At 70.6% G+C, this 22,746-nt stretch carries 17 protein-coding genes; all 17 read left to right on the plus strand.

The annotated features are described in order from the left end of the window. The first annotated feature begins 52 nt into the window (after positions 1–52). The 17 genes from polA (at position 53) to P5G59_RS02810 (ending at position 22,717) form a co-directional block, all read left to right on the plus strand. Complete coding sequence (polA, locus tag P5G59_RS02730) at positions 53–2,740, plus strand: DNA polymerase I (RefSeq protein WP_301215706.1); 2,688 nt, start codon at positions 53–55, stop codon at positions 2,738–2,740. 102 nt (positions 2,741–2,842) lie between these two features. Beyond that, on the plus strand, positions 2,843–4,516 hold the full coding sequence (locus P5G59_RS02735) for a DUF885 domain-containing protein (protein ID WP_301215708.1): 1,674 nt from the start codon (positions 2,843–2,845) through the stop codon (positions 4,514–4,516). 26 nt (positions 4,517–4,542) lie between these two features. Next, the gene (locus tag P5G59_RS02740) at positions 4,543–5,196 is read left to right on the plus strand and encodes a DUF4166 domain-containing protein (RefSeq protein ID WP_301215709.1); all 654 of its coding nucleotides are present in this window, start codon (positions 4,543–4,545) and stop codon (positions 5,194–5,196) included. Next, positions 5,193–6,176 (plus strand): epimerase, encoded by a 984-nt coding sequence (locus P5G59_RS02745; protein ID WP_301215711.1) that lies wholly within the window; start codon positions 5,193–5,195, stop codon positions 6,174–6,176. The genes P5G59_RS02740 and P5G59_RS02745 overlap by 4 nt, the downstream gene beginning before the upstream one ends. 106 nt (positions 6,177–6,282) lie before the next feature. Then, positions 6,283–7,725 (plus strand): 30S ribosomal protein S1, encoded by a 1,443-nt coding sequence (rpsA, locus tag P5G59_RS02750; RefSeq protein WP_301215713.1) that lies wholly within the window; start codon positions 6,283–6,285, stop codon positions 7,723–7,725. A gap of 154 nt (positions 7,726–7,879) precedes the next feature. Beyond that, positions 7,880–8,482 carry a dephospho-CoA kinase gene (gene coaE / locus P5G59_RS02755; protein WP_301215715.1) on the plus strand — a complete coding sequence of 201 codons (603 nt, stop codon included), beginning with the start codon at positions 7,880–7,882 and terminating at the stop codon, positions 8,480–8,482. A 77-nt stretch (positions 8,483–8,559) separates the two neighbouring features. After that, on the plus strand, positions 8,560–10,626 hold the full coding sequence (gene uvrB / locus P5G59_RS02760) for an excinuclease ABC subunit UvrB (RefSeq protein WP_301215717.1): 2,067 nt from the start codon (positions 8,560–8,562) through the stop codon (positions 10,624–10,626). 40 nt (positions 10,627–10,666) lie between these two features. Continuing rightward, entirely contained in the window at positions 10,667–11,395 is a 729-nt protein-coding gene (locus tag P5G59_RS02765) for a DUF4129 domain-containing protein (RefSeq protein WP_301215719.1), read from the plus strand. Then, positions 11,392–11,940, plus strand: a complete 549-nt coding sequence (locus P5G59_RS02770) for a hypothetical protein (RefSeq protein ID WP_301215721.1) — start codon at positions 11,392–11,394, stop codon at positions 11,938–11,940. The genes P5G59_RS02765 and P5G59_RS02770 overlap by 4 nt, the downstream gene beginning before the upstream one ends. Next, positions 11,930–12,952: an AAA family ATPase gene (locus tag P5G59_RS02775; protein ID WP_301215723.1), complete on the plus strand. Its 1,023-nt coding sequence runs from the start codon at positions 11,930–11,932 to the stop codon at positions 12,950–12,952. The genes P5G59_RS02770 and P5G59_RS02775 overlap by 11 nt, the downstream gene beginning before the upstream one ends. Next, positions 12,945–14,270 (plus strand): DUF58 domain-containing protein, encoded by a 1,326-nt coding sequence (locus P5G59_RS02780; protein ID WP_301215725.1) that lies wholly within the window; start codon positions 12,945–12,947, stop codon positions 14,268–14,270. Before P5G59_RS02775 ends, P5G59_RS02780 begins: the two co-directional genes overlap by 8 nt. Beyond that, positions 14,267–14,794 (plus strand): hypothetical protein, encoded by a 528-nt coding sequence (locus P5G59_RS02785; protein WP_301215727.1) that lies wholly within the window; start codon positions 14,267–14,269, stop codon positions 14,792–14,794. The genes P5G59_RS02780 and P5G59_RS02785 overlap by 4 nt, the downstream gene beginning before the upstream one ends. A 257-nt stretch (positions 14,795–15,051) precedes the next feature. Further along, positions 15,052–17,955 (plus strand): excinuclease ABC subunit UvrA, encoded by a 2,904-nt coding sequence (gene uvrA / locus P5G59_RS02790; protein WP_301216984.1) that lies wholly within the window; start codon positions 15,052–15,054, stop codon positions 17,953–17,955. A 3-nt stretch (positions 17,956–17,958) separates the two neighbouring features. Continuing rightward, the gene (gene uvrC, locus P5G59_RS02795) at positions 17,959–20,004 is read left to right on the plus strand and encodes an excinuclease ABC subunit UvrC (RefSeq protein WP_301215729.1); all 2,046 of its coding nucleotides are present in this window, start codon (positions 17,959–17,961) and stop codon (positions 20,002–20,004) included. A gap of 38 nt (positions 20,005–20,042) precedes the next feature. Continuing rightward, positions 20,043–20,936 (plus strand): RNase adapter RapZ, encoded by an 894-nt coding sequence (gene rapZ / locus P5G59_RS02800; protein ID WP_301215731.1) that lies wholly within the window; start codon positions 20,043–20,045, stop codon positions 20,934–20,936. A 55-nt stretch (positions 20,937–20,991) separates the two neighbouring features. Then, positions 20,992–21,972: a DNA-binding protein WhiA gene (gene whiA, locus P5G59_RS02805; protein WP_301215733.1), complete on the plus strand. Its 981-nt coding sequence runs from the start codon at positions 20,992–20,994 to the stop codon at positions 21,970–21,972. Between the two features lie 118 nt (positions 21,973–22,090). Next, positions 22,091–22,717, plus strand: coding sequence for a superoxide dismutase (locus P5G59_RS02810; protein ID WP_175336208.1), 627 nt, complete (start codon positions 22,091–22,093; stop codon positions 22,715–22,717). Positions 22,718–22,746 lie beyond the last annotated feature (29 nt).

The raw sequence follows: 22,746 nt of genomic DNA on the forward strand, positions 1-22,746 counted from the left end.
GCCTCTCCTGACGGTCGTCTGGACTGTCACCGGCCCCTTGTAGGCTGGCCTGGTGTCAGACTCCGAAAAGCCTACCCTCCTCGTCATAGACGGCCATTCGCTCGCGTTCCGGGCCTTCTACGCACTCCCGGTGGACAGCTTCGTGAACCGCGAGGGTCAGCACACGAACGCGATCCACGGCTTCATCGCGATGTTCATCAACCTGCTGCAGCAGCAGAAGCCGACCCACCTCGCGGTCGCGTTCGACATCTCCCGCTACTCGTTCCGCACGCGCGAGTACCCGGAGTACAAGGGCACCCGCGGCGAGACGCCGTCGGAGTTCGCCGGACAGGTCCCGCTGCTCGAAGAAGCCCTGCACGCGATGAACGTGACGACCATCGCGAAGGAGGACTACGAGGCCGACGACATCCTCGCCACCCTCGCGCGACAGGGCGTCGAGCAGGGCTTCCGGGTGCTGCTGGTGTCGGGCGACCGCGACACCATCCAGCTCGTCAACGACGACGTGACGCTGTTGTACCCGAACGTCCGGGGCGTCTCCGAGCTCAAGATCTACGACCCGGCGGCGGTGCGCGAGAAGTACGGCATCGATCCGCACCAGTATCCCGAGATCGCGGCCCTCGTCGGCGAGACCAGCGACAACCTGATCGGCATCGACAAGGTCGGCGAGAAGACCGCCGTCAAGTGGGTGCAGCAGTACGGCACGGTCGAGAACATCGTCGCGCACGCCGACGAGATCAAGGGAGTGGTCGGCCAGAACCTGCGCGACCAGAAGGAGAACGCGCTGCGCAACCGCCGGCTGAACCAGCTGCGCGACGACGTGGAGCTGCCGATCGGCCCGGCCGACCTGGAGCGGAAGCCGCTCAACGAGAGCGCGGTGCGCGACATCTTCGCGCGGCTGCAGTTCAAGACGCTGCTCGAGCGACTGATGAAGACGGCGGCAGAAGAGGGCATGCTCGACGGCGCGGCGGGTGCCCTCGAGGTCGGCGACGCGGGTGCGGTGAGCGCGCCCGCGGTGCGCACGATGATCGACGAGGAGCTCGCGAACTGGCTGGCCAAAGCCTCGGCAGACGGCAACGCGGTCGCCGTGCAGCTGGAGACCGGCCCCGCAGGGCTGGGTGGTCCGAGATTGGCGGGCTTCGGCCTCGCCACCGCCGACGACTCCGTCTACGTGCCGTGGGTCGCCGGCCGGCCCGACTACACCGCGCTGGAGGAGTGGCTCGCGAGCAGCGCTCCGAAGTACTTCTTCCACGCCAAGCCGCAGTTCAAGGCTCTGAGCCGCGCCGGCTTCGTCGTCGACGGGCTCGCCTTCGATACGCGCATCGCCTCCTGGCTCGTGAAGCCGGGCGCCGCCGCGCAGTCCCTCGCCGAGCAGGTCTACGAGGTGCTCGGCGAGACGCTGCCCGTCTCCGACCCGAACCAGCTCGTCCCGATCAACGATGCGGTCAGCCCGGCCACCGAGGCGTGGTTCATCCGCCGTGTCGCCGAGGGGCAGATGATCGCGCTCGACGAGGGCACCCGCGGGGTGCTCGACGACATCGAGCTGCCGCTGGTCGCCGTGCTCGCCGAGATGGAGCTGAACGGCGTCACCATCGACAGCGCCGTGCTCGCCCGGCTGCGCGGCCAGCTCACCGACAAGGCCAACGACTTCGCGGCGCAGGCGTACGCGCAGATCGGGCACGAGATCAACCTCGGCTCGCCGAAGCAGCTCCAGCAGGTCCTCTTCGAGGAGCTCGGGATGCCGAAGACGCGCGCCACGAAGACCGGCTACTCGACCGACGCCGGATCGCTGGCCGACCTGCAGGAGAAGAACCCGCATCCGTTCCTCGGCCTGCTGCTGCAGCACCGCGACGCGACCAAGCTCAAGCAGATCGTCGAGACCCTCGAGCGGTCGGTCGAGGGCGACGGCCGCATCCACACCACCTACGACCAGACCGGCACGAGCACGGGCCGCATCTCGTCGAACGACCCGAACCTGCAGAACATCCCGATCCGCACGGAGGAGGGGCGGGAGATCCGCGCCGCGTTCCGGCACGGCGAGGGCTTCGAGACGCTCCTGACCGCCGATTACTCGCAGATCGAGATGCGGATCATGGCGCACCTCTCCGAAGACCCGGGCCTCATCGAGGCGTTCAACGCGGGGGAGGACCTGCACCGGTTCGTCGGCTCCCGCGTCTTCGGGGTCTCGCCGGCCGAGGTCACCCCTGCCATGCGCACCAAGGTCAAGGCGATGTCGTACGGCCTCGCCTACGGCCTGAGCGCGTTCGGCCTCTCGAAGCAGCTGCGCATCGAGACCTCCGAGGCGCGCCAGCTGATGAGCGACTACTTCGAGAGGTTCGGCTCGGTGCGCGACTACCTGCGCAACGTGGTCGAGCAGGCGCGCGTCGACGGCTTCACCGAGACGATCTTCGGCCGCCGCCGGCCGTTCGCCGACCTCACCTCGACCAACCGCGTCCTGCGCGAGAACGCCGAACGCCAGGCGCTGAACGCGCCCATCCAGGGCTCGGCCGCCGACATCATGAAGGTCGCGATGCTCGGCATCGCGGGCGACATGATCGACCAGCGCCTGGAATCCCGGATGCTGCTGCAGGTGCACGACGAGCTCATCTTCGAGGTGGCGACGGGCGAGTGGGACGCGCTGGAGTCGATCGTGCGCACCCGCATGGCGGGCGCCGCCGACCTCCGGGTTCCGCTCGAGGTGCAGGTCGGCCGCGGCGCGAACTGGGACGCCGCCGCGCACTGAGCCGGGGCCGGGTCGTCGTCCACAGGGCGGAGCGTCCGACGACTTGTCCACACCTTCGGCCTTTCCGTGCCGCCGGGACGCGGTCGTCGGTAGTGTCGAAGCATGACCAACGATCAGAAGCGCGAACCCACCCCGGTCGACACGATCGCCGAGGAGTGGGTCGACACCCAGCTCGAGCTGTACCCGGAGTACCACGTCTGGCTCGGCCGTCCCGGCCGTGAGGGCGAGTACGCGGACTACTCGCCGGCCGGCGCGGAGCACGCCACGGCCAAGGTGAAGGAGGCGCTCGCGCGCATCCAGGCGGCGGAGCCGGTCGACGAGATCGACCGCATCACCAAGATGGACCTCGCTCGCGAGCTGCAGCTCACCGTCGAGAAGCACGAGGCCGGCTTCGGCCAGCGCGACCTCAACGTCATCGCCTCGCCCGCGCAGGAGCTGCGCGAGGTCTTCGACCTGGTCCCGACCGACACGGAGGACGACTGGGCCAACGTCGCCAAGCGGCTGCACAACCTCCCCGCGGCCATGCAGGGCTACATCGAGACGCTGCGCAGCGGCATCGCGGCGGGCAACGTCCCGGCGGTGCGGCAGGTGCGCGAGGTGCTCGCCCAGGCCCGCAAGCAGGTCGCCGACACCGGGTTCTTCTTCGAGTTCACGGCGGCGGCCCGTCCTCTGAACGGTGTGCTGCCCGAGTCGCTGAAGGCCGACCTGGCGGCGGGTGCGGGCGAGTCGGCACAGGCGTACGCCGCGCTGGTTGACTTCCTGGAGAACGAGCTCGCGCCGCACGCCCCGGAGAAGGACGCGGTCGGCCGCGAGCACTACGCCCTCGCCTCTCGCGGCTTCCTCGGGGCGACGGTCGACCTCGACGAGACCTACGAGTGGGGCATCGAAGAGCTCGCCCGCATGCGCGCCGAGCAGGAGTCGATCGCGAACGAGATCAAGCCGGGCGCGAGCGTGCTCGAGGCGATCGCGTTCCTCGACGGCGACGCCAGCCGGAAGCTGCACGGCACCGACGCGCTGCAGCGCTGGATGCAGGAGACCAGCGATCGCGCGATCGAGGAGCTCGGCAAGTCCCACTTCGACATCCCGGCCGAGATCCGCCGTCTGGAGTGCATGATCGCGCCGACGCAGGAAGGCGGCATCTACTACACCGGGCCGAGCGACGACTTCGCGCGCGCCGGCCGGATGTGGTGGAGCGTGCCCGAGGGCGTGACCGAGTTCGACACCTGGCGTGAGCTCACCACGGTCTACCACGAGGGCGTTCCGGGTCACCACCTGCAGATCGCCCAGGCCACCTACAACAAGGCGCAGCTCAACTCGTGGCGGCGCATCGCAGGTACCTCCGGCCACGCCGAGGGCTGGGCGCTGTACGCGGAGCGTCTCATGGAGCAGCTGGGCTACCTCGACGACCCGGCCGACCGCCTGGGCATGCTCGACGGGCAGCGCATGCGCGCGGCGCGTGTCGTGCTCGACATCGGCGTGCACCTCGAGAAGCCGCTGCCCGACGGATCGCGGGCGTGGACCGGGGAGGACGCCTTCCCGTTCCTCCGCGAGAACGTCAACATGAACGACGGGTTCGTGCGGTTCGAGGTGAACCGCTACCTCGGCTGGCCGGGGCAGGCGCCGTCGTACAAGATCGGGCAGCGCATCTGGGAGCAGCTGCGCGACGAGTACGCCCGCCGCGAGGGCGACGCGTTCGACATCAAGGCCTTCCACAAGAAGGCGCTCGACATCGGCGGCGTCGGCCTCGACACGCTGAAGGCGGCGCTGCTCGACTGAGCGGCGGCCTGCGCATCGTCCCTCCGGTGGCCTCTCCCTACCGCGCCGTGCTCGGGCCGGCGTTCGCTGAGCTGCATCCGCGGCTGCAGACGTACTTCGACGCCATCCCGGCCGGCTCGGTGGGGCGGGGCTCCGGAGAGTTCGACACCGTGGGAACCCCGCGGCACTGGCTGTGGCCGGTGCTCGCGCTGTTCGCGCCGGCGCATGTGCTGTTCCCGGTCTGGGAGCGGCGTGTCCCGTTCACCGTAGAGAACCGGCCTGTCGTGGGTGGCAAGGGCTCACCGGCCGTGGCGGCCGAGCGGATGTTCGCCCTGCGCGGCCGCACGGTCACGATGATCGACGAGATCGGGGTGGAGGATGGTGCTCTGGTCGACCGGCTCGGAAGCCCGGTGCGCACGGTCGCCCGGTTCGCCGCGTCCGTCCGCGACGGAGGGCTCCGGCTCCGGTCGACCGCGGTCTGGATCGTCGTCGCCGGGCGGAAGGTGCGCATCCCGCGGCCGCTCGCCCCGGTCGTGGTGCTGACCGAGCGGTGGGACGACGAGGCGGAGCGCCAGCGGGTGTCGATCACCGTCACGGCGCCGGTGATCGGGCGGATGTACCAGTACGGCGGCCGGTTCCACTACGGCGTCGAGGCAGCAGGCAATCAGAGCAACGAAGAGAAGGGGGAGCGGTCGCCGTGAGCGAACGCATCGTGATCGCCGGAGCGTCCGGTTTCGTCGGACGCTATCTGGAGCAGCACTACCGGAGCGCGGGAGCGGAGGTCGTCCTGGTCGGGCGCGCGGGTCCCGACGTCCGATGGGACGATTCCGACGGGCTGCGTGCGGCCGTCACGGGCGCGTCCGCGGTGATCAATCTCGCCGGGAAGAGCGTCAACTGCCGCTACAACGACGCCAACCGGGCCGAGATCTTCCGGTCGCGGCTGGAGACCACGCGCGCCGTGGGCGACGCGATCGCCGCGAGCGACGCGCCCCCGCCGAACTGGTTCAACGCCTCGACCGCGACGATCTACCGGCACGCCGAGGACCGGCCGATGACCGAATCGACGGGCGAGCTCGGCACCGGCTTCTCGGTCGAGGTCGCGAAAGCCTGGGAGCGCGAGCTGTTCGCCGGCGACCTGCCCGCCACACGCCGGATCGCACTGCGCATGGCGATCGTCCTCGGCGACGGCAGTGCCCTGACACCGCTGGTGAACCTGGTGCGCGCGGGCCTCGGCGGGCCGCAGGTCGACGGGCCCTGGTTCGCCACGCCGGCGCGGCGGAGCGCCGGCACGTTCCACGAGTTCCGGGCGCGCGGGGGAGCGCAGCGGTTCAGCTGGGTGCACATCGCCGACGTCCTCGGCGTCATCGAGTTCCTCCCCGACAGGCCCGACCTGAGCGGCGCGGTGAACGTGTCGTCGCCGAACCCGACCGACGACCGCACGCTCATGGCCACGCTGCGCCGCCTGCTCGGCCGGCGGATCGGCCTTCCGGCGTACCGCTGGATGCTCGAGATCGGCTCCGCGGCGATCCGCACCGAGACCGAACTCGTGCTGAAGAGCCGGTGGGTGGTGCCCGAGCGACTGCTCGACGCCGGCTACTCGTTCGCCTACCCCGAACTGGAGCCGGCGCTGCGCGACATCCTCACCGACCGCGGCTTGCTGCACGGTGTCGGAGCCCGGTAGACTAGAACGTCACTTGTGTGACATCCCTATCCGCCTGCCCTTCGCGGAACACAACGAAAACCATCGCGATCGGCCTGATTCCTGTCCATTACGGAGCACCCACTACATGACAACCGCAACGACCGACAAGGCACCCAAGCAGGTCGCCGTCAACGACATCGGATCTGCTGAGGACTTTCTTGCCGCGGTCGAAAAGACGCTGAAGTTCTTCAACGACGGAGACCTGATCGAGGGCACTGTCGTCAAGATCGACCGCGACGAGGTCCTCCTCGACGTCGGTTACAAGACGGAGGGCGTCATCCCCTCCCGCGAACTTTCCATCAAGCACGACGTCGACCCCAGCGAGGTCGTCGAGGTCGGCGACACCGTCGAGGCTCTCGTTCTCCAGAAGGAGGACAAGGAGGGTCGCCTCATCCTGTCCAAGAAGCGTGCGCAGTACGAGCGCGCCTGGGGCGATGTGGAGAAGATCAAGGAGGCCGACGGCGTCGTCACCGGTACGGTGATCGAGGTCGTCAAGGGCGGCCTGATCGTCGACATCGGCCTGCGCGGCTTCCTGCCGGCGTCGCTCATCGAGCTGCGCCGCGTCCGCGACCTGACGCCGTACCTGGGCCAGGAGATCGAGGCCAAGATCCTCGAGCTCGACAAGAACCGCAACAACGTGGTGCTCTCGCGCCGCGCGCTGCTGGAGCAGACCCAGTCGGAGTCCCGCACGACCTTCCTCAACAACCTGCACAAGGGCCAGGTCCGCAAGGGCGTCGTCTCGTCGATCGTCAACTTCGGTGCGTTCGTCGACCTCGGCGGCGTCGACGGCCTCGTCCACGTGTCGGAGCTCTCCTGGAAGCACATCGAGCACGCCTCCGAGGTCGTCGAGGTGGGCCAGGAGGTCACCGTCGAGATCCTCGAGGTCGACCTCGACCGCGAGCGCGTCTCGCTGTCGCTCAAGGCGACGCAGGAGGACCCGTGGCAGGTCTTCGCCCGCACCCACGCGATCGGTCAGGTCGCACCGGGCAAGGTCACCAAGCTGGTCCCGTTCGGTGCGTTCGTCCGCGTCGCCGACGGCATCGAGGGCCTCGTGCACATCTCGGAGCTGTCCGGCAAGCACGTCGAGCTGGCCGAGCAGGTCGTCTCGGTGGGCGACGAGGTGTTCGTCAAGGTCATCGACATCGACCTGGAGCGCCGCCGCATCTCGCTGTCGCTCAAGCAGGCGAACGAGGGCGTCGACCCGGAGGGCACGGAGTTCGACCCGGCGCTCTACGGCATGGTCACCGAGTACGACGAGCAGGGCAACTACAAGTACCCGGAGGGCTTCGACCCGGAGACCAACGAGTGGAAGGAAGGCTTCGAGGCGCAGCGCGACGAGTGGGAGCAGCAGTACGCTGCGGCCCAGGCGCGCTGGGAGGCGCACAAGCGCCAGGTCGCCAAGGGCCTCGAGGAGGCGGCTGCCGACAGCGGCACCTCGTCCTACTCCTCCGAGACGGGTTCGGGCGGAACGCTCGCCGACGACGAGTCCCTCGCGGCTCTGCGCGAGAAGCTCAGCTCCAACAACTGAGCATCCTCTCCCGGGAGCGGCCGGTCCTTCGGGGCCGGCCGCTTCGTCGTTCCCCGGACACGCGACTGCGGTGGTTCGGAACATCTGCGGCGGGGCGCGCGGGCGCAGACGTTCCAAACCACCGCAGTCGGAGAGGCGCGGCTAGGCTGGACCGGTGCAGCTGATCGGACTCACCGGCGGGATCGCCTCCGGAAAATCGACCATCGCGTCCCGGCTGGCCGAGCACGGCGCGGTCGTGGTGGACGCGGACCGCATCGCCCGCGAGGTCGTGGAGCCCGGCACCGCGGCGCTCGCCCGGATCGCCGAGCGCTTCGGCGACGGCGTGATCGCGCCGGACGGCAGTCTCGACCGGCCGGCTCTCGGCGCGATCGTCTTCGGCGACCCCGTGGCGCTGAAGGACCTGAACGGGATCACGCACCCGGCCGTGCTCGCCGCGTCGACGGCCCGCTTCGAGGCGGCCGCGGCGGCGGATCCGGACGCGATCGTCGTCTACGACGTCCCGCTGCTGGTCGAGTCGGCCAACGAGTACCCGTTCGACCGCATCGTCGTGGCGCACGCCGACGAGGCGACCCGCATCCACCGCCTGGTGGAGCTGCGCGGGATGGACGCCGCCGAGGCCGAGCGCCGCATCCGCTCCCAGGCCTCCGACGAGGAGCGGCTGGCCGTCGCCGACGTCGTCATCGACACCGGCGGCACGCTGCAGCACACCCGCGACCAGGTGGATGCGCTCTGGAGCGAGCTGCGCTCCGGCGCCTGACCGCGCGACAGGGCGGCGGCGTTCCGCTCTGAGCGAGGGCAGGCCCCAGTGTCGGTGGTCCTTCCTAGACTGGAGGCATGCTTCCCACGCGCTCCGTCCGTCCCTTCGAGGTCGTCAGCGAGTACAGCCCGAGCGGCGACCAGCCGCAGGCGATCGCCGAGCTCGCCGGGCGCATCAACGCGGGCGAGACCGACGTGGTGCTGCTGGGCGCGACCGGTACGGGCAAGTCCGCGACGACCGCGTGGCTGATCGAGCAGGTGCAGCGGCCGACGCTGGTGCTCGCGCACAACAAGACGCTCGCGGCGCAGCTCGCCAACGAGTTCCGCGAGCTGCTGCCCAACAACGCCGTCGAGTACTTCGTCTCGTACTACGACTACTACCAGCCTGAGGCGTACGTCCCGCAGACCGACACCTTCATCGAGAAGGACTCGTCGATCAACGCCGAGGTGGAGCGGCTGCGGCACTCGACCACCAACTCGCTGCTCAGCCGGCGCGACGTGGTCGTCGTGTCCACCGTGTCCTGCATCTACGGCCTGGGCGCGGCGGAGGAGTACCTGGAGGCGATGGTCGCGCTGCAGGTGGGGCAGAACGTCGGTCGCGACGCGCTCATCCACCGCTTCGTCAACATGCAGTACGAGCGCAATGACGTCGACTTCTCGCGCGGCAAGTTCCGCGTCCGCGGCGACACCATCGAGATCATCCCGGTGTACGAGGAGCACGCGATCCGCATCGAGCTGTTCGGCGACGAGATCGAGGCGCTGTACTCGCTGCACCCGCTGACCGGCGAGGTGATCCAGAAGATGGACGCCGTGTCGGTCTTCCCGGCGACGCACTACGCCGCGAGCCCGGCGACGATGCAGCGCGCGATCGGCACCATCCAGGAGGAGCTGGGGGAGCGGCTGCAGGAGCTGGAGCGCGAGGGCAAGCTGCTGGAGGCCCAGCGGCTGCGTATGCGCACGCAGTTCGACCTGGAGATGATGGAGCAGATCGGCTTCTGCTCCGGCATCGAGAACTACTCGCGGCACATCGACGGCCGGCTGCCGGGCGAGGCGCCGCACTGCCTGCTCGACTACTTCCCGGACGACTTCCTCGTGGTCATCGACGAGTCGCACGTCACCGTGCCGCAGATCGGCGCCATGTACGAGGGCGACGCGTCGCGCAAGCGCACGCTGGTGGAGCACGGTTTCCGTCTCCCGAGCGCGCTCGACAACCGGCCGCTCAAATGGAACGAGTTCAAGGACAGGGTCGGCCAGACCGTGTACCTGTCGGCCACGCCGGGCAAGTACGAGATGGGCATCGCCGACGGCGTCGTGGAGCAGATCATCCGCCCGACCGGCCTCGTCGATCCCGAGATCGTGGTGAAGCCCACGAAGGGCCAGATCGACGACCTGCTCGAGGAGATCCGCGTCCGCGTGGAGCGGGACGAGCGCGTGCTCGTCACCACGCTGACGAAGAAGATGGCCGAGGAGCTCACCGACTTCCTCGCCGAGGCCGGGGTGAAGGTGCGCTACCTGCACTCCGACGTCGACACGCTGCGCCGCGTCGAGCTGCTGACCGAGTTGCGGGCGGGTGTGTACGACGTGCTCGTCGGCATCAACCTGCTGCGCGAGGGACTAGACCTGCCGGAGGTGTCGCTGGTCGCGATCCTCGACGCCGACAAGGAGGGCTTCCTGCGGTCGTCGACCTCGCTCATCCAGACGATCGGCCGCGCGGCGCGTAACGTCTCGGGCTCGGTGCACATGTACGCGGACGTCCTGACCGACTCCATGAAGAGCGCGATCGAGGAGACCGAGCGCCGCCGCGAGAAGCAGATCGAGTACAACCGGGTGAACGGGATCGACCCGCAGCCGCTCCGGAAGCGCATCGCCGACATCACGGACGTGCTCGCGCGCGAGGAGGCCGACACCGCCCGCATGCTCGCCGGGCGAGAGCAGAAGCGCAAGAGCCCGACGCCGAACCTGCGCAACGGCGGCATCGCCGCACAGGGCGCGGCCGAGTTGGAGTCGCTGATCGCCGACCTCAACCAGCAGATGCTGGCGGCGGCGGGCGAGCTCAAGTTCGAGCTGGCGGCGCGGCTGCGCGACGAGCTCTCCGACCTCAAGCGCGACCTCCGGCAGATGGAGAAGGCGGGCCACCTGGGCTGACCATTGCCCGCCGACTGCCGCCGCGGGTTACGGTGGCAGGGTGGCAGTGAGGACGACGGGACGCCGGTGGACGCTCGCGGCCTGCGTCGTGCTGGTCGGGGTCGCCGTGGTCGCGGTCGCGTTCCAGGGCGTACCCGAGTTCAGCGGGCCACGGGTGTTCCTCCCTCAGGGGCCGGTGCGCACCGGCGCCCCCGACCAGGGGATGACCGGCACGCCGCAGCCGCACGAGACCACCCATCCGCTCCGCCTGGATCTCACCTGGCTCCTGGTCGCGCTCATCATTCTCGCGGTCATCGTCGTCTTGGCGATCCTCTGGCGCCGCCGTCGGCGGCCGCAGGCGCCCCCGACCCTGCCCGAGCTCGCCGACCTGTCCGACAGCGAGCTCTCCGACGCGCCGCGCGAAGAGGAGCCTGAGCCGGAACCCGAGCAGGTGCGCCGCGGCCTCGATCGCGCCGCCGAGGAGCTCGCCGCGCGACGCGAACCCCGCGACGCCATCGAACGCGCCTGGGTGGGGCTGGAGGAGGGGGCGGCCGACTCGGGCGTGCGCCGGCTCCCCGCGGAGACGCCCGCCGAGTTCGCCGCCCGGGTCGTCGCCCGGGTGGACGCCGACCGCGAGGCCGCCGCAGGCCTCCTCTCCGTCTACCAGCGCGCCCGTTTCGGCTCCGGACCCGTCACGGTAGAGGACGTGGACACCGCCCGCGCCGCGGTGGAGGCCCTCCGCGCCTCCTGGGGCCGCCACCCCGCCGCCGGACGAGGGACGGCCTCGTGACCCGCTCGCGCCGCCTGCCGCCGCGCGTGCTGCGACGGCTGATCCTGTCCGTCCTCCTCGGCGTCGCCGTCGGGGCCGCGGCCTGGTCCCTCGGGATGGACGTGGCGCACGCCGTCGGACTGGGGGCGGCGGCCGCGGCGTTCGTCGCCTGCCTCTCGGCGCTGGGGGAGGCGGCCGACCTGACCTGGGCCGTTCCCGCGCCGGAGCCGCGCCCCGGCGCCCGGCGCGACATCGTCCAGCTCGGCTGGTCGCTCGGCTCCCGCGGCGGCCGCGTCTCGCCGGAGGGGCTGCGGCGCCTGCGGCTGGTCGCCGAGCGCGCCCTCGCCGTCCACGGTCTCGACCTGCACGACAGCACGGCCGACCCCGAGCTCGAGGGCCTGCTCGGCGCCGACGTGCTGGCCGTGCTCCGCCGAGGCTCCACCGCGGCACCGCCCCGGACGGCGTTCGTCGGCGTCGTGCTGCAACGACTCGAGGCACTCGACGACGCCGCGCCCATCCGTCCCACCGCCCACCCCGCCCCCGAGGAGCCGCACCGTGCACGATGACTCTCGCCCCACCGATCCGGAGCCGCTCGCCGTCCCCGAGGTCGCCCGGCTCGGCGCCGACGTGCTCGACCGGGTCGGCACCGTGGTCGTCGGGATGAGCGACCCGCTCCGCATCGCCTTCGCGACCCTCCTCGCCGGCGGCCACGTGCTGTTCGAGGATGTGCCGGGGCTGGGCAAGACCCTGGCCGCGCGCAGCATCGCCGCCGCCGTCGGCCTCGACTTCCGCCGGCTGCAGTGCACACCCGACCTGCTGCCGTCCGACATCACCGGCTCCTTCGTCTACGTGCCGGGCTCGGCCGAGTTCGAGTTCCGGCCCGGACCGGTCTTCACCGGGCTGTTCCTGGCCGACGAGATCAACCGCACGTCGCCCAAGACGCAGTCCGCGCTGCTCGAGGCGATGGCCGAGGGGCAGGTGTCGGTGGAGGGCCGCAGCTTCCCGCTCCCGACGCCGTTCCACGTCGTGGCCACCGCCAACCCGATCGAGTCGGAGGGCACGTACGCGCTGCCCGAGGCGCAGCTCGACCGGTTCATGGTGCGGCTGAGCGTCGGCTACCCGGACGAGGAGGGCGAGTCGCGCGTGCTGCTCGCCCGGGTGGCCCGACGGCACGAGGTCGCGCAGGTCGAGCCGGTGATCGACGCGGCGACACTGGCCGCGATGCAGGCCGGCGTGGAGGCGGTGGATGTGGACCCGGACATCGCCGCGTACTGCGTCCGCCTGGCCGCCGCGACGCGCGCACACCGCTCCGTCGAGGTCGGGGCGTCGCCGCGCGGCTCGCAGGGACTGCTGCTGGTGGCCCGTGCCCTGGCCGTGCTCGACGGCCGGGATTTCGTCCTCCCGGACGACGTCAAGGCGGTCGCCGTGCCCGTGCTCGCCCACCGCCTCACGCTGACCGTGCAGGCCTGGACCGGTGGGGTGAGCGCCGAGCAGGTGGTCCGGGAGGTCGTCGCCACGGTCGCCGGTCCGCCCGCCGTCGGCGTCGGCCGGCGCGGACACGCGGACGGACGTGACTGACAGCGGGCGGCCGCCCGTCGATGGCGGCTGGATGGTGAGCCCGGCACTCGCAGGGGCGGTGATCGTCGGTCTGGTGGGGCTGGTCGCGGCATTCGTCATGTCGCGGCCGGAACCCGCGTTCGTCGGCGCCCCGCTTCTGCTGGCGGCGGCGCTCGCATGGGATCGCCGTCCGCCCAGGGAGGCGAGCGTCGAGGGAGGCACGCAGCCCCGCAAGACCGTCGAGGTGGAGGAGGCCGCCTCCGCCCCGTCCGCCACCCCGACGGTCGCCGTGCGCATCGCGGCGTCCGCGGTACGGCATCCCGACGCCGTGCAGGTGCGGCTCGAGCTCGGGGGAGAGGCGCCGGTCGACGTCCTCCTCACCCCGCGGGCCGCCGAGCGCATCGCCGGGGAGATCCCTCTCGTGCACTCCGGGCAGCAGCGGCTCGCCGCCGCCCAGGCGCGGGAGCTCGGGGCCGACGCGTCGTGGGCCTCCGAGCCGGGGGAGCAGGCGGAGCTCGACCGGGTGGTCCGCCCGCGGCGTCGCCCGGTCCGGGCGCTGCCCCTGCCTGCGCGGCTGCTCGGGCTCACCGGCCAGCACATCTCGACGCGGCCCGGCGACGGCGGAGAGTTCCGCGATGTCGACCTGTTCCATCCCGGGGATCGGCTGCGGCGCATCGACTGGCGCGCGACCGCCCGGGCCGCCCGGGTCGGCGAACTCTACGTGCGGCGGACGACGGCGACCTCGGATGCCGCGGTGCACCTGGTCGTGGACGCGCGCGACGACGTGAGCGGCGTGGTGGCGGACTGGTCGCGGGCGTACCCGCGCCCGGCGCTCTCATCGCTCGATGTCGCGCGGGAGGCCGCCGCGTCCCTCACGGCCGCGTACACGGCGGCAGGCGACAGGGTCGGCTTCGACGACCTGGGCGGAGCGCAGCGGGTACTGCCGCCCCGCGCCGGGGCGCGGCACCGCGAGCGCGTGCTGCGCGCTGTCGACCTGACGACGGCGACCGGCACCCTGTACCAGCGGGTGCGGTCACCCCGCCTCTCGCCGGGCGCGCTGGTCTTCGTGCTCTCGACGTTCCTCGACGACCAGCCGGTCACGCTCGCGCTCACCTGGCGGGCGGCCGGGCACCGGGTGATCGCGGTGGATGTGCTTCCCGCGCGCGACGCCCGAGACCTGAGCGCGCGCGAGCGCCTCGCGCTGCGGACGATCGAGCTGGAGCGCCGGCTGCGGCTCCAGCAGCTGCAGTCGGGCGGTGTCGAAGTGATGCCCTGGGCCGACGTCCCCGCCCGCGAGGCGGCCCTGCGCGCCCTGACCGGCGGAGGGCGCAGGCGATGAGCCAGGACCGCACGGCAGACCGCGCCGCCGCCCTCGGCGTCCGAACCCTCCCCGGTTGGGCTGTGCGCGTCCTGTTCGCCGCCGTCGCCCTCTCGCTGCTGCTTGTCGGGGTGCCGGAGGGCCCGTGGACCGCCATCGGCGCCCTCCTGGTCGGCGTCTCGGTGTGGCGCCCGCGGTGGATGACGGCGTGGGTGCTCGCCGGCGTCCTGCTGCTCTCGTCGCTGGTGGAGCCAGGGACCCTGACCCTGCGCGTCCTCGCGCTGGTGGCCGGGGTGCACGCGCTGCACGTCCTCGGCTCGTGGATGCTCGCGGTCCCGTCGGCGGCGCGGCTGCAACCGGCCGTGCTGCTCCCGTCGCTGCGCCGGTACGTGCTCGTCCAGGTCCCGGTGCAGGTGGCGACGGTCGCCCTGCTCGTCACCGGGCAGCGGGCGTCGGTCCCAGTCCTGGCCGCGGTCACCGGGGCCGCCCTGGTGGCGCTGGCGGCGATGCTGCTGCCACCGCTGCTCCGCCGGCCACCGCGCTGAGCGGGTCCGATCGCATCCCGCCGGTTCCAATGTCGGTGGTCGCGCCTAGACTCACGCGTGCGTGGGGTCGCCCTGCCCGAGAGGGTAGAATCGAACGGATGTTCGACGGTGGTGTGCGGTGCGCGGTGGGCGAACACCGGCCGGCGGCTTCGACAGATGGCGGAGAATAAGAGCGAGTGAGTGACGGGCGAGTGAGCAGCGGGCGAGTGAGCAGCGGGCGAGTGGACGACGAGCGAGTGGGTGGCGAGACAGGGAGCATCGGCTCCGGGGCCTTCGGCGGCAACATCAGCCGCGTGACGGGGTCGCACCTGAGCGTGCGCGGAGCACGGGTGCACAACCTGCACAACGTCGACCTCGAGATCCCGCGCGACTCGATGGTCGTCTTCACCGGTCTGTCCGGATCGGGCAAGTCGTCGCTCGCGTTCGACACGATCTTCGCCGAGGGCCAGCGCCGCTACGTCGAGTCGCTGTCGGCGTACGCCCGCCAGTTCCTCGGGCAGGTCGACCGCCCCGACGTCGACTTCATCGAGGGGCTGAGCCCTGCGGTCTCGATCGACCAGAAGTCGACCAACCGCAACCCGCGGTCGACCGTCGGCACGATCACCGAGATCTACGACTACATGCGCCTGCTCTGGGCCCGCATCGGCGTGCCGCACTGCCCGATCTGCGGTGAGCGCATCCAGCGTCAGACGGTGCAGCAGATCGCCGACCAGCTGATGGAGCTGGAGGCCGGAACCCGGTACATGGTCGTGAGCCCCGTCGTCTCGCAGAAGAAGGGCGAGTTCGTCGACCTGTTCAAGGAGCTCGCGGCGAGCGGTTACTCGCGAGCGCTGGTCGACGGCGAGCAGGTGCAGCTATCCGACCCGCCGACGCTGAAGAAGCAGTACAAGCACGACATCTCCGTGGTGATCGACCGCCTGGTCGCCGGCCCCGACATCCTCGGCCGCCTCACCGACTCGCTCGAGACCGCGCTCCGGCTGACCGACGGGCTCGTGCAGGTCAACTACGTCGACCGCGAGGGCCCCGCCGCCTGGCAGAACTTCAGCGAGAAGCTGTCGTGCCCGAACGGCCACCCCATCCAGCTCACCGAGATCGAGCCCCGCACGTTCTCGTTCAACGCGCCGTTCGGCGCCTGCCCCGAGTGCTCCGGCCTCGGCACGCGCATGTCGGTGGACGAGGAGCTGCTGCTCGGCGACGACAACCTCAGCATCGCCGAGGGCGTCATCGTGCCCTGGACCACCCAGGGCAAGGGCCTCTTCAACTACTACGAGAAGCTGCTCGACGGCCTCGCGCGCGACCTCAAGTTCTCGCTCAAGACCCCGTGGGCCAAGCTCCCGAAGGATGTGAAGGACGCCGTGCTGCACGGCGACAACTTCGAGGTCAAGGTCAAGTGGAAGAACCGCTACGGCCGTGAGATGTCCTACACCTCCGGGTTCGAGGGCGTTGTGCCGTACATCGAGCGCCAGTACCTGCAGGCTGAGACCGACACGCAGCGCGCCCGCTGGGCGGAGTACCTGCGCGAGGTGCCGTGCCCGGTCTGCGGCGGCAAGCGGCTGAAGCCCGAGGTGCTCGCGGTGCTCGTGCACGGCAAGAGCATCGCCGACGCCTCGCTGCTCAGCCTGAGCGACGCCCGCGCCTTCATGGAGAAGCTCCACCTCACCGAGCGCGAGCAGAAGATCGGTGCGCAGGTGCTGCGCGAGATCAAGATCCGCCTCGACTTCCTCATCCAGGTCGGCCTCAGCTACCTCGACCTGGCCCGTGCTGCTGGCACGCTCTCGGGCGGCGAGGCACAGCGCATCCGGCTGGCGACGCAGATCGGCTCCGGCCTCACCGGCGTGCTGTACGTGCTCGACGAGCCGAGCATCGGCCTGCACCAGCGCGACAACCGCCGGCTGATCGACACGCTGGTCGCGCTGCGCGACCTCGGGAACACGCTCATCGTCGTCGAGCACGACGAGGACACCATCCGCACCGCCGACTGGGTCGTCGACATCGGCCCGGGCGCCGGCGTGAACGGCGGTCACGTCGTCCACTCGGGCTCCTACGACGAGCTGCTGAAGAACACCGAGTCGCTCACGGGCGACTACCTCGCCGGCCGTCGCGAGATCGCCATCCCGGAGAAGCGGCGCAAGGTTGACAAGAAGCGCATGATCCGGGTGGTGGACGCGGAGGCCAACAACCTGAAGAAGGTGACGGTCGACTTCCCGCTCGGCACCTTCGTGGCCGTCACCGGCGTCTCCGGTTCCGGCAAGTCGTCGCTGGTCAACGACATCCTGTACCGGGTGCTGGCGAACAAGCTCAACGGCGCCCGCAAGGTGCCCGGCAAGCACCGCACGGTCACCGGACTCGAGAACCTCGACAAGGTCGTGCACGTCGACCAGGCGCCGATCGGCCGCACCCCGCGGTCCAACCCGGCGACCTACACCGGCGTCTTCGACCGCATCCGGACGCTGTTCGCCGAGACACCGGAGGCGAAGGCCCGCGGCTACCTGCCCGGCCGGTTCAGCTTCAACGTCAAGGGCGGCCGCTGCGAGGCGTGCTCGGGCGACGGCACGATCAAGATCGAGATGAACTTCCTGCCCGACGTCTACGTCGCGTGCGAGGTGTGCGGGGGAGCGCGGTACAACCGCGACACCCTGTCGGTGCACTACAAGGGCAAGAACATCGCCGAGGTGCTCGACATGCCGATCAGCGAGGCGGCGGAGTTCTTCAAGCCGATCTCGGCCATCCACCGCTACCTGCAGACCCTGGTCGACGTCGGTCTCGGCTACGTGCGTCTCGGCCAGTCGGCGACGACGCTCTCCGGCGGCGAGGCGCAGCGCGTCAAGCTCGCGACCGAGCTCCAGCGCCGCTCCAACGGCCGCAGCGTCTACGTGCTCGACGAGCCGACCACCGGACTCCACTTCGAGGACGTGCGGAAGCTGCTGCTGGTGCTGAACGGCCTGCTCGACAAGGGCAACACCGTGATCGTCATCGAGCACAACCTCGACGTCATCAAGTCGGCCGACTGGATCATCGACATGGGTCCGGAGGGCGGCGCCGGCGGCGGCGAGGTCATCGCGACGGGCACCCCGGAGCGGGTGGCCGAGACCCCGGGCAGCCACACCGGGTTCTTCCTGAAGGAGATCCTGCAGGGAGAGTCCGCCCGGGGCGCGGCGTAGGGGATGGCCGACACTGTCAGCTACCGGCCGAAGGCCGGCGAGATCCCGACCCAGCCGGGGGTGTACCGCTTCCGCGACAAGAACCGCCGAGTGCTGTACGTCGGCAAGGCCAAGAACCTCCGGTCGCGGCTGAGTAACTACTTCCAGCCGCTGCGCAGCCTGCACGAGCGCACCCGGCGCATGGTGACCACCGCGTCCAGTGTCGAGTGGACGGTGGTGGGCACCGAGTACGAGGCGCTGCAGCTCGAGTACACCTGGATCAAGGAGTTCAACCCGCCGTTCAACGTCAAGTTCCGGGACGACAAGACCTACCCGTACCTCGCGGTCACCCTGGGCGACCGCATCCCGCGGGTGATGATCACGCGCAACCGGAACATGAAGGACGCGCGCTACTTCGGCCCGTACACGAAGGTCTGGGCGATCCGCGAGACGGTCGACCTGATGCTGAAGGCGTTCCCGGTGCGGTCGTGCTCCGACGGCGTGTACCGTCGCGCCGAGCTGACCGGGCGGCCCTGTCTGCTCGGCGACATCGGCAAGTGCGCGGCTCCCTGCGTGGGCCGGATCACGCCGGAGGACCACAAGGCGCTCGCCATCGACTTCGCGTCGTTCATGGCCGGCAACGACAGCGGCTACCTGCGCGATCTGACCGAGAAGATGAAGCAGGCCGCGAGCACGATGGACTACGAGGCCGCCGCGCGTCACCGCGACGCCATCCAGGCGCTGGAGGGCGTGCTCGGCAAGAGCGCGGTCGTGCTGCCCGAGACCATCGACGCCGACGTCTTCGGCATCGCCCATGACGAGCTCGCGGCCGCGGTGCAGCAGTTCATCGTGCGCGGCGGCCGGGTGCGCGGTGTGCGCAGCTGGGTCGTCGACAAGGAGCTCGACATGGACCTCGGCGAGCTCGTCGAGACCGTCGTGCAGAACGCCTACGACGGTCCGGACGCTCCGCCGCGCGAGATCCTCGTGCCCGAGCTGCCGGACGACACCGCCGAGCTCGAGCAGTGGCTCACCCAGCGTCGCCGCGAGACACCCGACCCGTCGGCGCCGCGTGGCCGGCACACCGGGCGCGTCGAGCTGCGCACCGCGCAGCGCGGCGACAAGGCGGCCCTGGCGCAGACCGTCTCGATGAACGCGAAGAACGCTCTGGTGCTCTACAAGACGCGCCGCAGCTCCGACTTCGTCGCGCGCTCCAAGGCGCTGAACGACATCCAGGACGCCCTCGGCATGGTCGACGCGCCGCTGCGGATGGAGTGCTACGACGTCTCGCACCTGAGCGGCACCAACATCGTCGCGTCGATGGTCGTGTTCGAGGACGGACTGCCGCGCAAGGACCAGTACCGCCGGTTCAGCATCCCGGAGTCCACCGACGACACGGAGTCGATCTACCAGGTCATCTCGCGGCGGCTGGCGTACCTCAAGGAGACGCCGGCGACGGTGACCGGCTCCGATGAGACGGCGCTCGACGCCGACGCGGAGGCCGCGCTCGACTCCGAGGGCGCCGCGGGCGCCGACGAGGTCGTGGAGGCCGCGGCCGAACGCCGCCGCCGCAAGTTCTCCTACCCGCCGAACCTGCTCATCGTCGACGGCGGCCAGCCGCAGGTCGCGGCCGCCAAGCGCGCGCTCGACGAGTCCGGAGTGACCGGAATCCAGCTTGCCGGTATCGCGAAGCGGCTGGAGGAGATCTGGCTGCCCGACTCCGACTTCCCGGTCATCCTGCCGCGCAACAGCGACGCGCTGTTCCTCATCCAGCGGCTGCGCGACGAGGCCCACCGGTTCGCGATCACCTACCAGCGGGCGCGCCGCAAGCGCGACATCGGCACCGTCCTCGGCGAGATCCCCGGCCTCGGCCCGTCGCGGGTGAAGGAGCTGCTGAAGCACTTCGGCTCCGTCGCCCAGCTGCGCAAGGCGTCGCCGGAGCAGATCGCGGAGGTCCGCGGCGTCGGCCCGACCCTCGCAGCGGCGATCTTCGAACGCCTGGCGGAGGGCGGCCGCGGAGACACCGCGGATGCGCAGCAGGAAGAGGGGCGGGCGACGGGCGCCAGAAGCTAGGCTTGGGGGCACATCCAGTGAGCGGAGGAGACCGGTCGATGGCCACCGACGGCGACACACCAGCAAGCGCAGAGCAGCAGGAAGTGCTCATCGTCACGGGGATGTCGGGCGCCGGCCGCTCGACGGTCGCCAACGCGCTGGAGGACCTCGACTGGTACGTCGTCGACAACCTCCCGCCGCAGATGCTCCGGCCGCTGCTCGAGCTGGCCAACCGGGCCGAGTCCGGCCTGCCGCGCATCGCCGCGGTCGTCGACGTGCGCGGCCGCACCTACTTCTCCGACCTGCGCGAGATGATCCAGAGCCTGCGCGAGGGCACCAAGGTGCGCGTGCTGTTCCTGGAGGCGTCGGACGCGGTCCTGGTGCGCCGGTTCGAGCAGGTGCGCCGGCCGCACCCGCTGCAGGGCGACGGCACGCTCCTCGACGGCATCTCGGCCGAGCGGACGCGGCTGCGCGAGATCCGGGAGGCGAGCGACATCATCGTCGACACCTCCGACCTCAACATCCACCAGCTCGCCACCAACATCACCGACACCTTCGCCGCGGAGGACGCGGCCGACGTGCAGGTGACCGTGATGAGCTTCGGCTTCAAGTACGGGCTGCCCGCCGACGCCGACATGGTCGCCGACGCCCGCTTCCTGCCGAACCCGTTCTGGAACCCCGAACTGCGGCCGCACACCGGCCTCGAGGAGGTCGTGCGCGACTACGTGCTGGAGCAGGACGGCGCCGAGGACTTCATCCAGGGCTACGTGTCGGCCCTGCGCCCGATCATGGCGGGCTACCAGCGCGAGAACAAACGTCACGCGCTGATCGCGATAGGCTGCACTGGCGGAAAGCACCGGTCCGTCGCGATTGCGGAAGAGCTCGCGGCACGGTTGCGCACCTTCCCCGGTCTGTCGGTCAACACCAAGCACCGAGACCTCGGCCGCGAATGATCGCGGCTCACCCATACATGGCACCATCCCTGCCTTGAGACAGTAAGGAATCCGATTGGCTCTCACCGCCGACGTCAAGGACGAGCTCACGAAGGTCGAGGTCAGCAAGACCACGGTCCGGGCAGCAGAACTGGCCACCATCCTCCGGTTCTCGGGCGGTCTGCACCTGATCGGCGGCCGGATCGCGGTCGAGAGCGAGCTCGACACGCCTGAGCTCGCGCGCCGGGTCCGGAAGGACCTGGCCGAGCTGTACGGCGTCCGCAGCGACGTCTCCGTGACGCCGGCCTCCGGCATCCGCCGTTCCAGCCAGTACCTCGTCCGCGTCCTCGACGGCGGGGAGACCCTTGCCCGCCAGACCGGCCTGCTCGACGCGCGCCGCCGCCCGATCCGCGGCCTCCCGAACCGCCTCACCACCGGCTCCCGCGACGAGCTCGCCGCCGTCTGGCGCGGCGCGTTCCTCGCGAACGGTTCGCTGACCGACCCGGGCCGCTCCGCGGCGCTGGAGGTCACCTGCCCGGGCAACGAGGCCGCCATGGCCCTGGTCGGCGCGGCCGGCCGGCTCGGGATCTCCGCGAAAGCCCGCGAGGTCCGCGGCGTCCACCGGGTGGTCATCCGCGACGGCGAGGCGATCAGCGCCATGCTCGTCGCGATGGGCGCCGCCCAGACCGTGGCGAACTGGGAGGAGCTCCGCCAGCGCCGCGAGGTGCGCGCCAACGCCAACCGCCTGGTGAACTTCGACGACGCCAACCTGCGCCGCTCCGCGCAGGCCGCGGTCGCCGCCTGCGCCCGCGTGGAGCGCGCGCTCGAGATCCTCGGCCCGGAGGTCCCGAAGCACCTCCGCTACGCGGGCGAGCTGCGCCTCGCGCACCGCGACGCCAGCCTCGACGAGCTCGGCCATCACGCCGACCCGCCGATGACCAAGGATGCGGTCGCCGGCCGCATCCGCCGCCTCCTGGCGATGGCCGACAAGCGCGCGAGCGACCTCGGCATCCCCGGCACCGAGGCCAGCCTCCCCGCCGATCTCGACGAGGTGTAGCTTTCCCGGTGTACGTTTCGGAGGGGGACCCGCGTCGGCGGAAGCATCCGCCGGCCGCCCGGGTTGCACCCGATGACTCGACGAGTCGCTCGAATCACAACAACAGTGGAGATGAGTAATGGCTGACTACACGCTGCCTGACCTTCCGTACGACTACTCGGCCCTGGAGCCGAACATCAGCGGCCGGATCATGGAGCTGCACCACGACAAGCACCACAAGACGTACGTGGACGGCGCCAACACCGCGCTGGCGAAGCTCGCGGAGGCCCGCGACGCCGACGACCTGACCTACGTCAACAAGCTCGAGAAGGACCTGGCGTTCAACCTCGCCGGCCACGTCAACCACACCGTGTTCTGGAACAACCTCTCCCCGGACGGCGGCGACAAGCCGGTCGGCGAGCTGGCCGCGGCGATCGACGAGTTCTTCGGCTCGTACGACAAGTTCCGCGCCCACTTCACGGCGTCGGCGCTCGGCATCCAGGGCTCCGGCTGGTCGATCCTCGCCTGGGACTCGCTCGGTCAGAAGCTCATCATCGAGCAGCTGTACGACCACCAGGGCAACCTGGCCGCGGCGACCGTGCCGCTCCTCATGCTCGACATGTGGGAGCACGCCTTCTACCTCGACTACGTCAACGTGAAGGCCGACTATGTCAAGGCGTTCTGGAACATCACCAACTGGGCCGATGTGAACGACCGCTTCGTCCGGGCGCGCGAGAAGACCGCGGGTCTGCTGCTACTGTCGTAGGCAGGATGGCGTCCCGGGAGGGTGCCTCC

Origin of the sequence: Leifsonia virtsii (genome assembly GCF_030433675.1) — a bacterium.
GTDB lineage: Bacteria > Actinomycetota > Actinomycetes > Actinomycetales > Microbacteriaceae > Leifsonia > Leifsonia virtsii.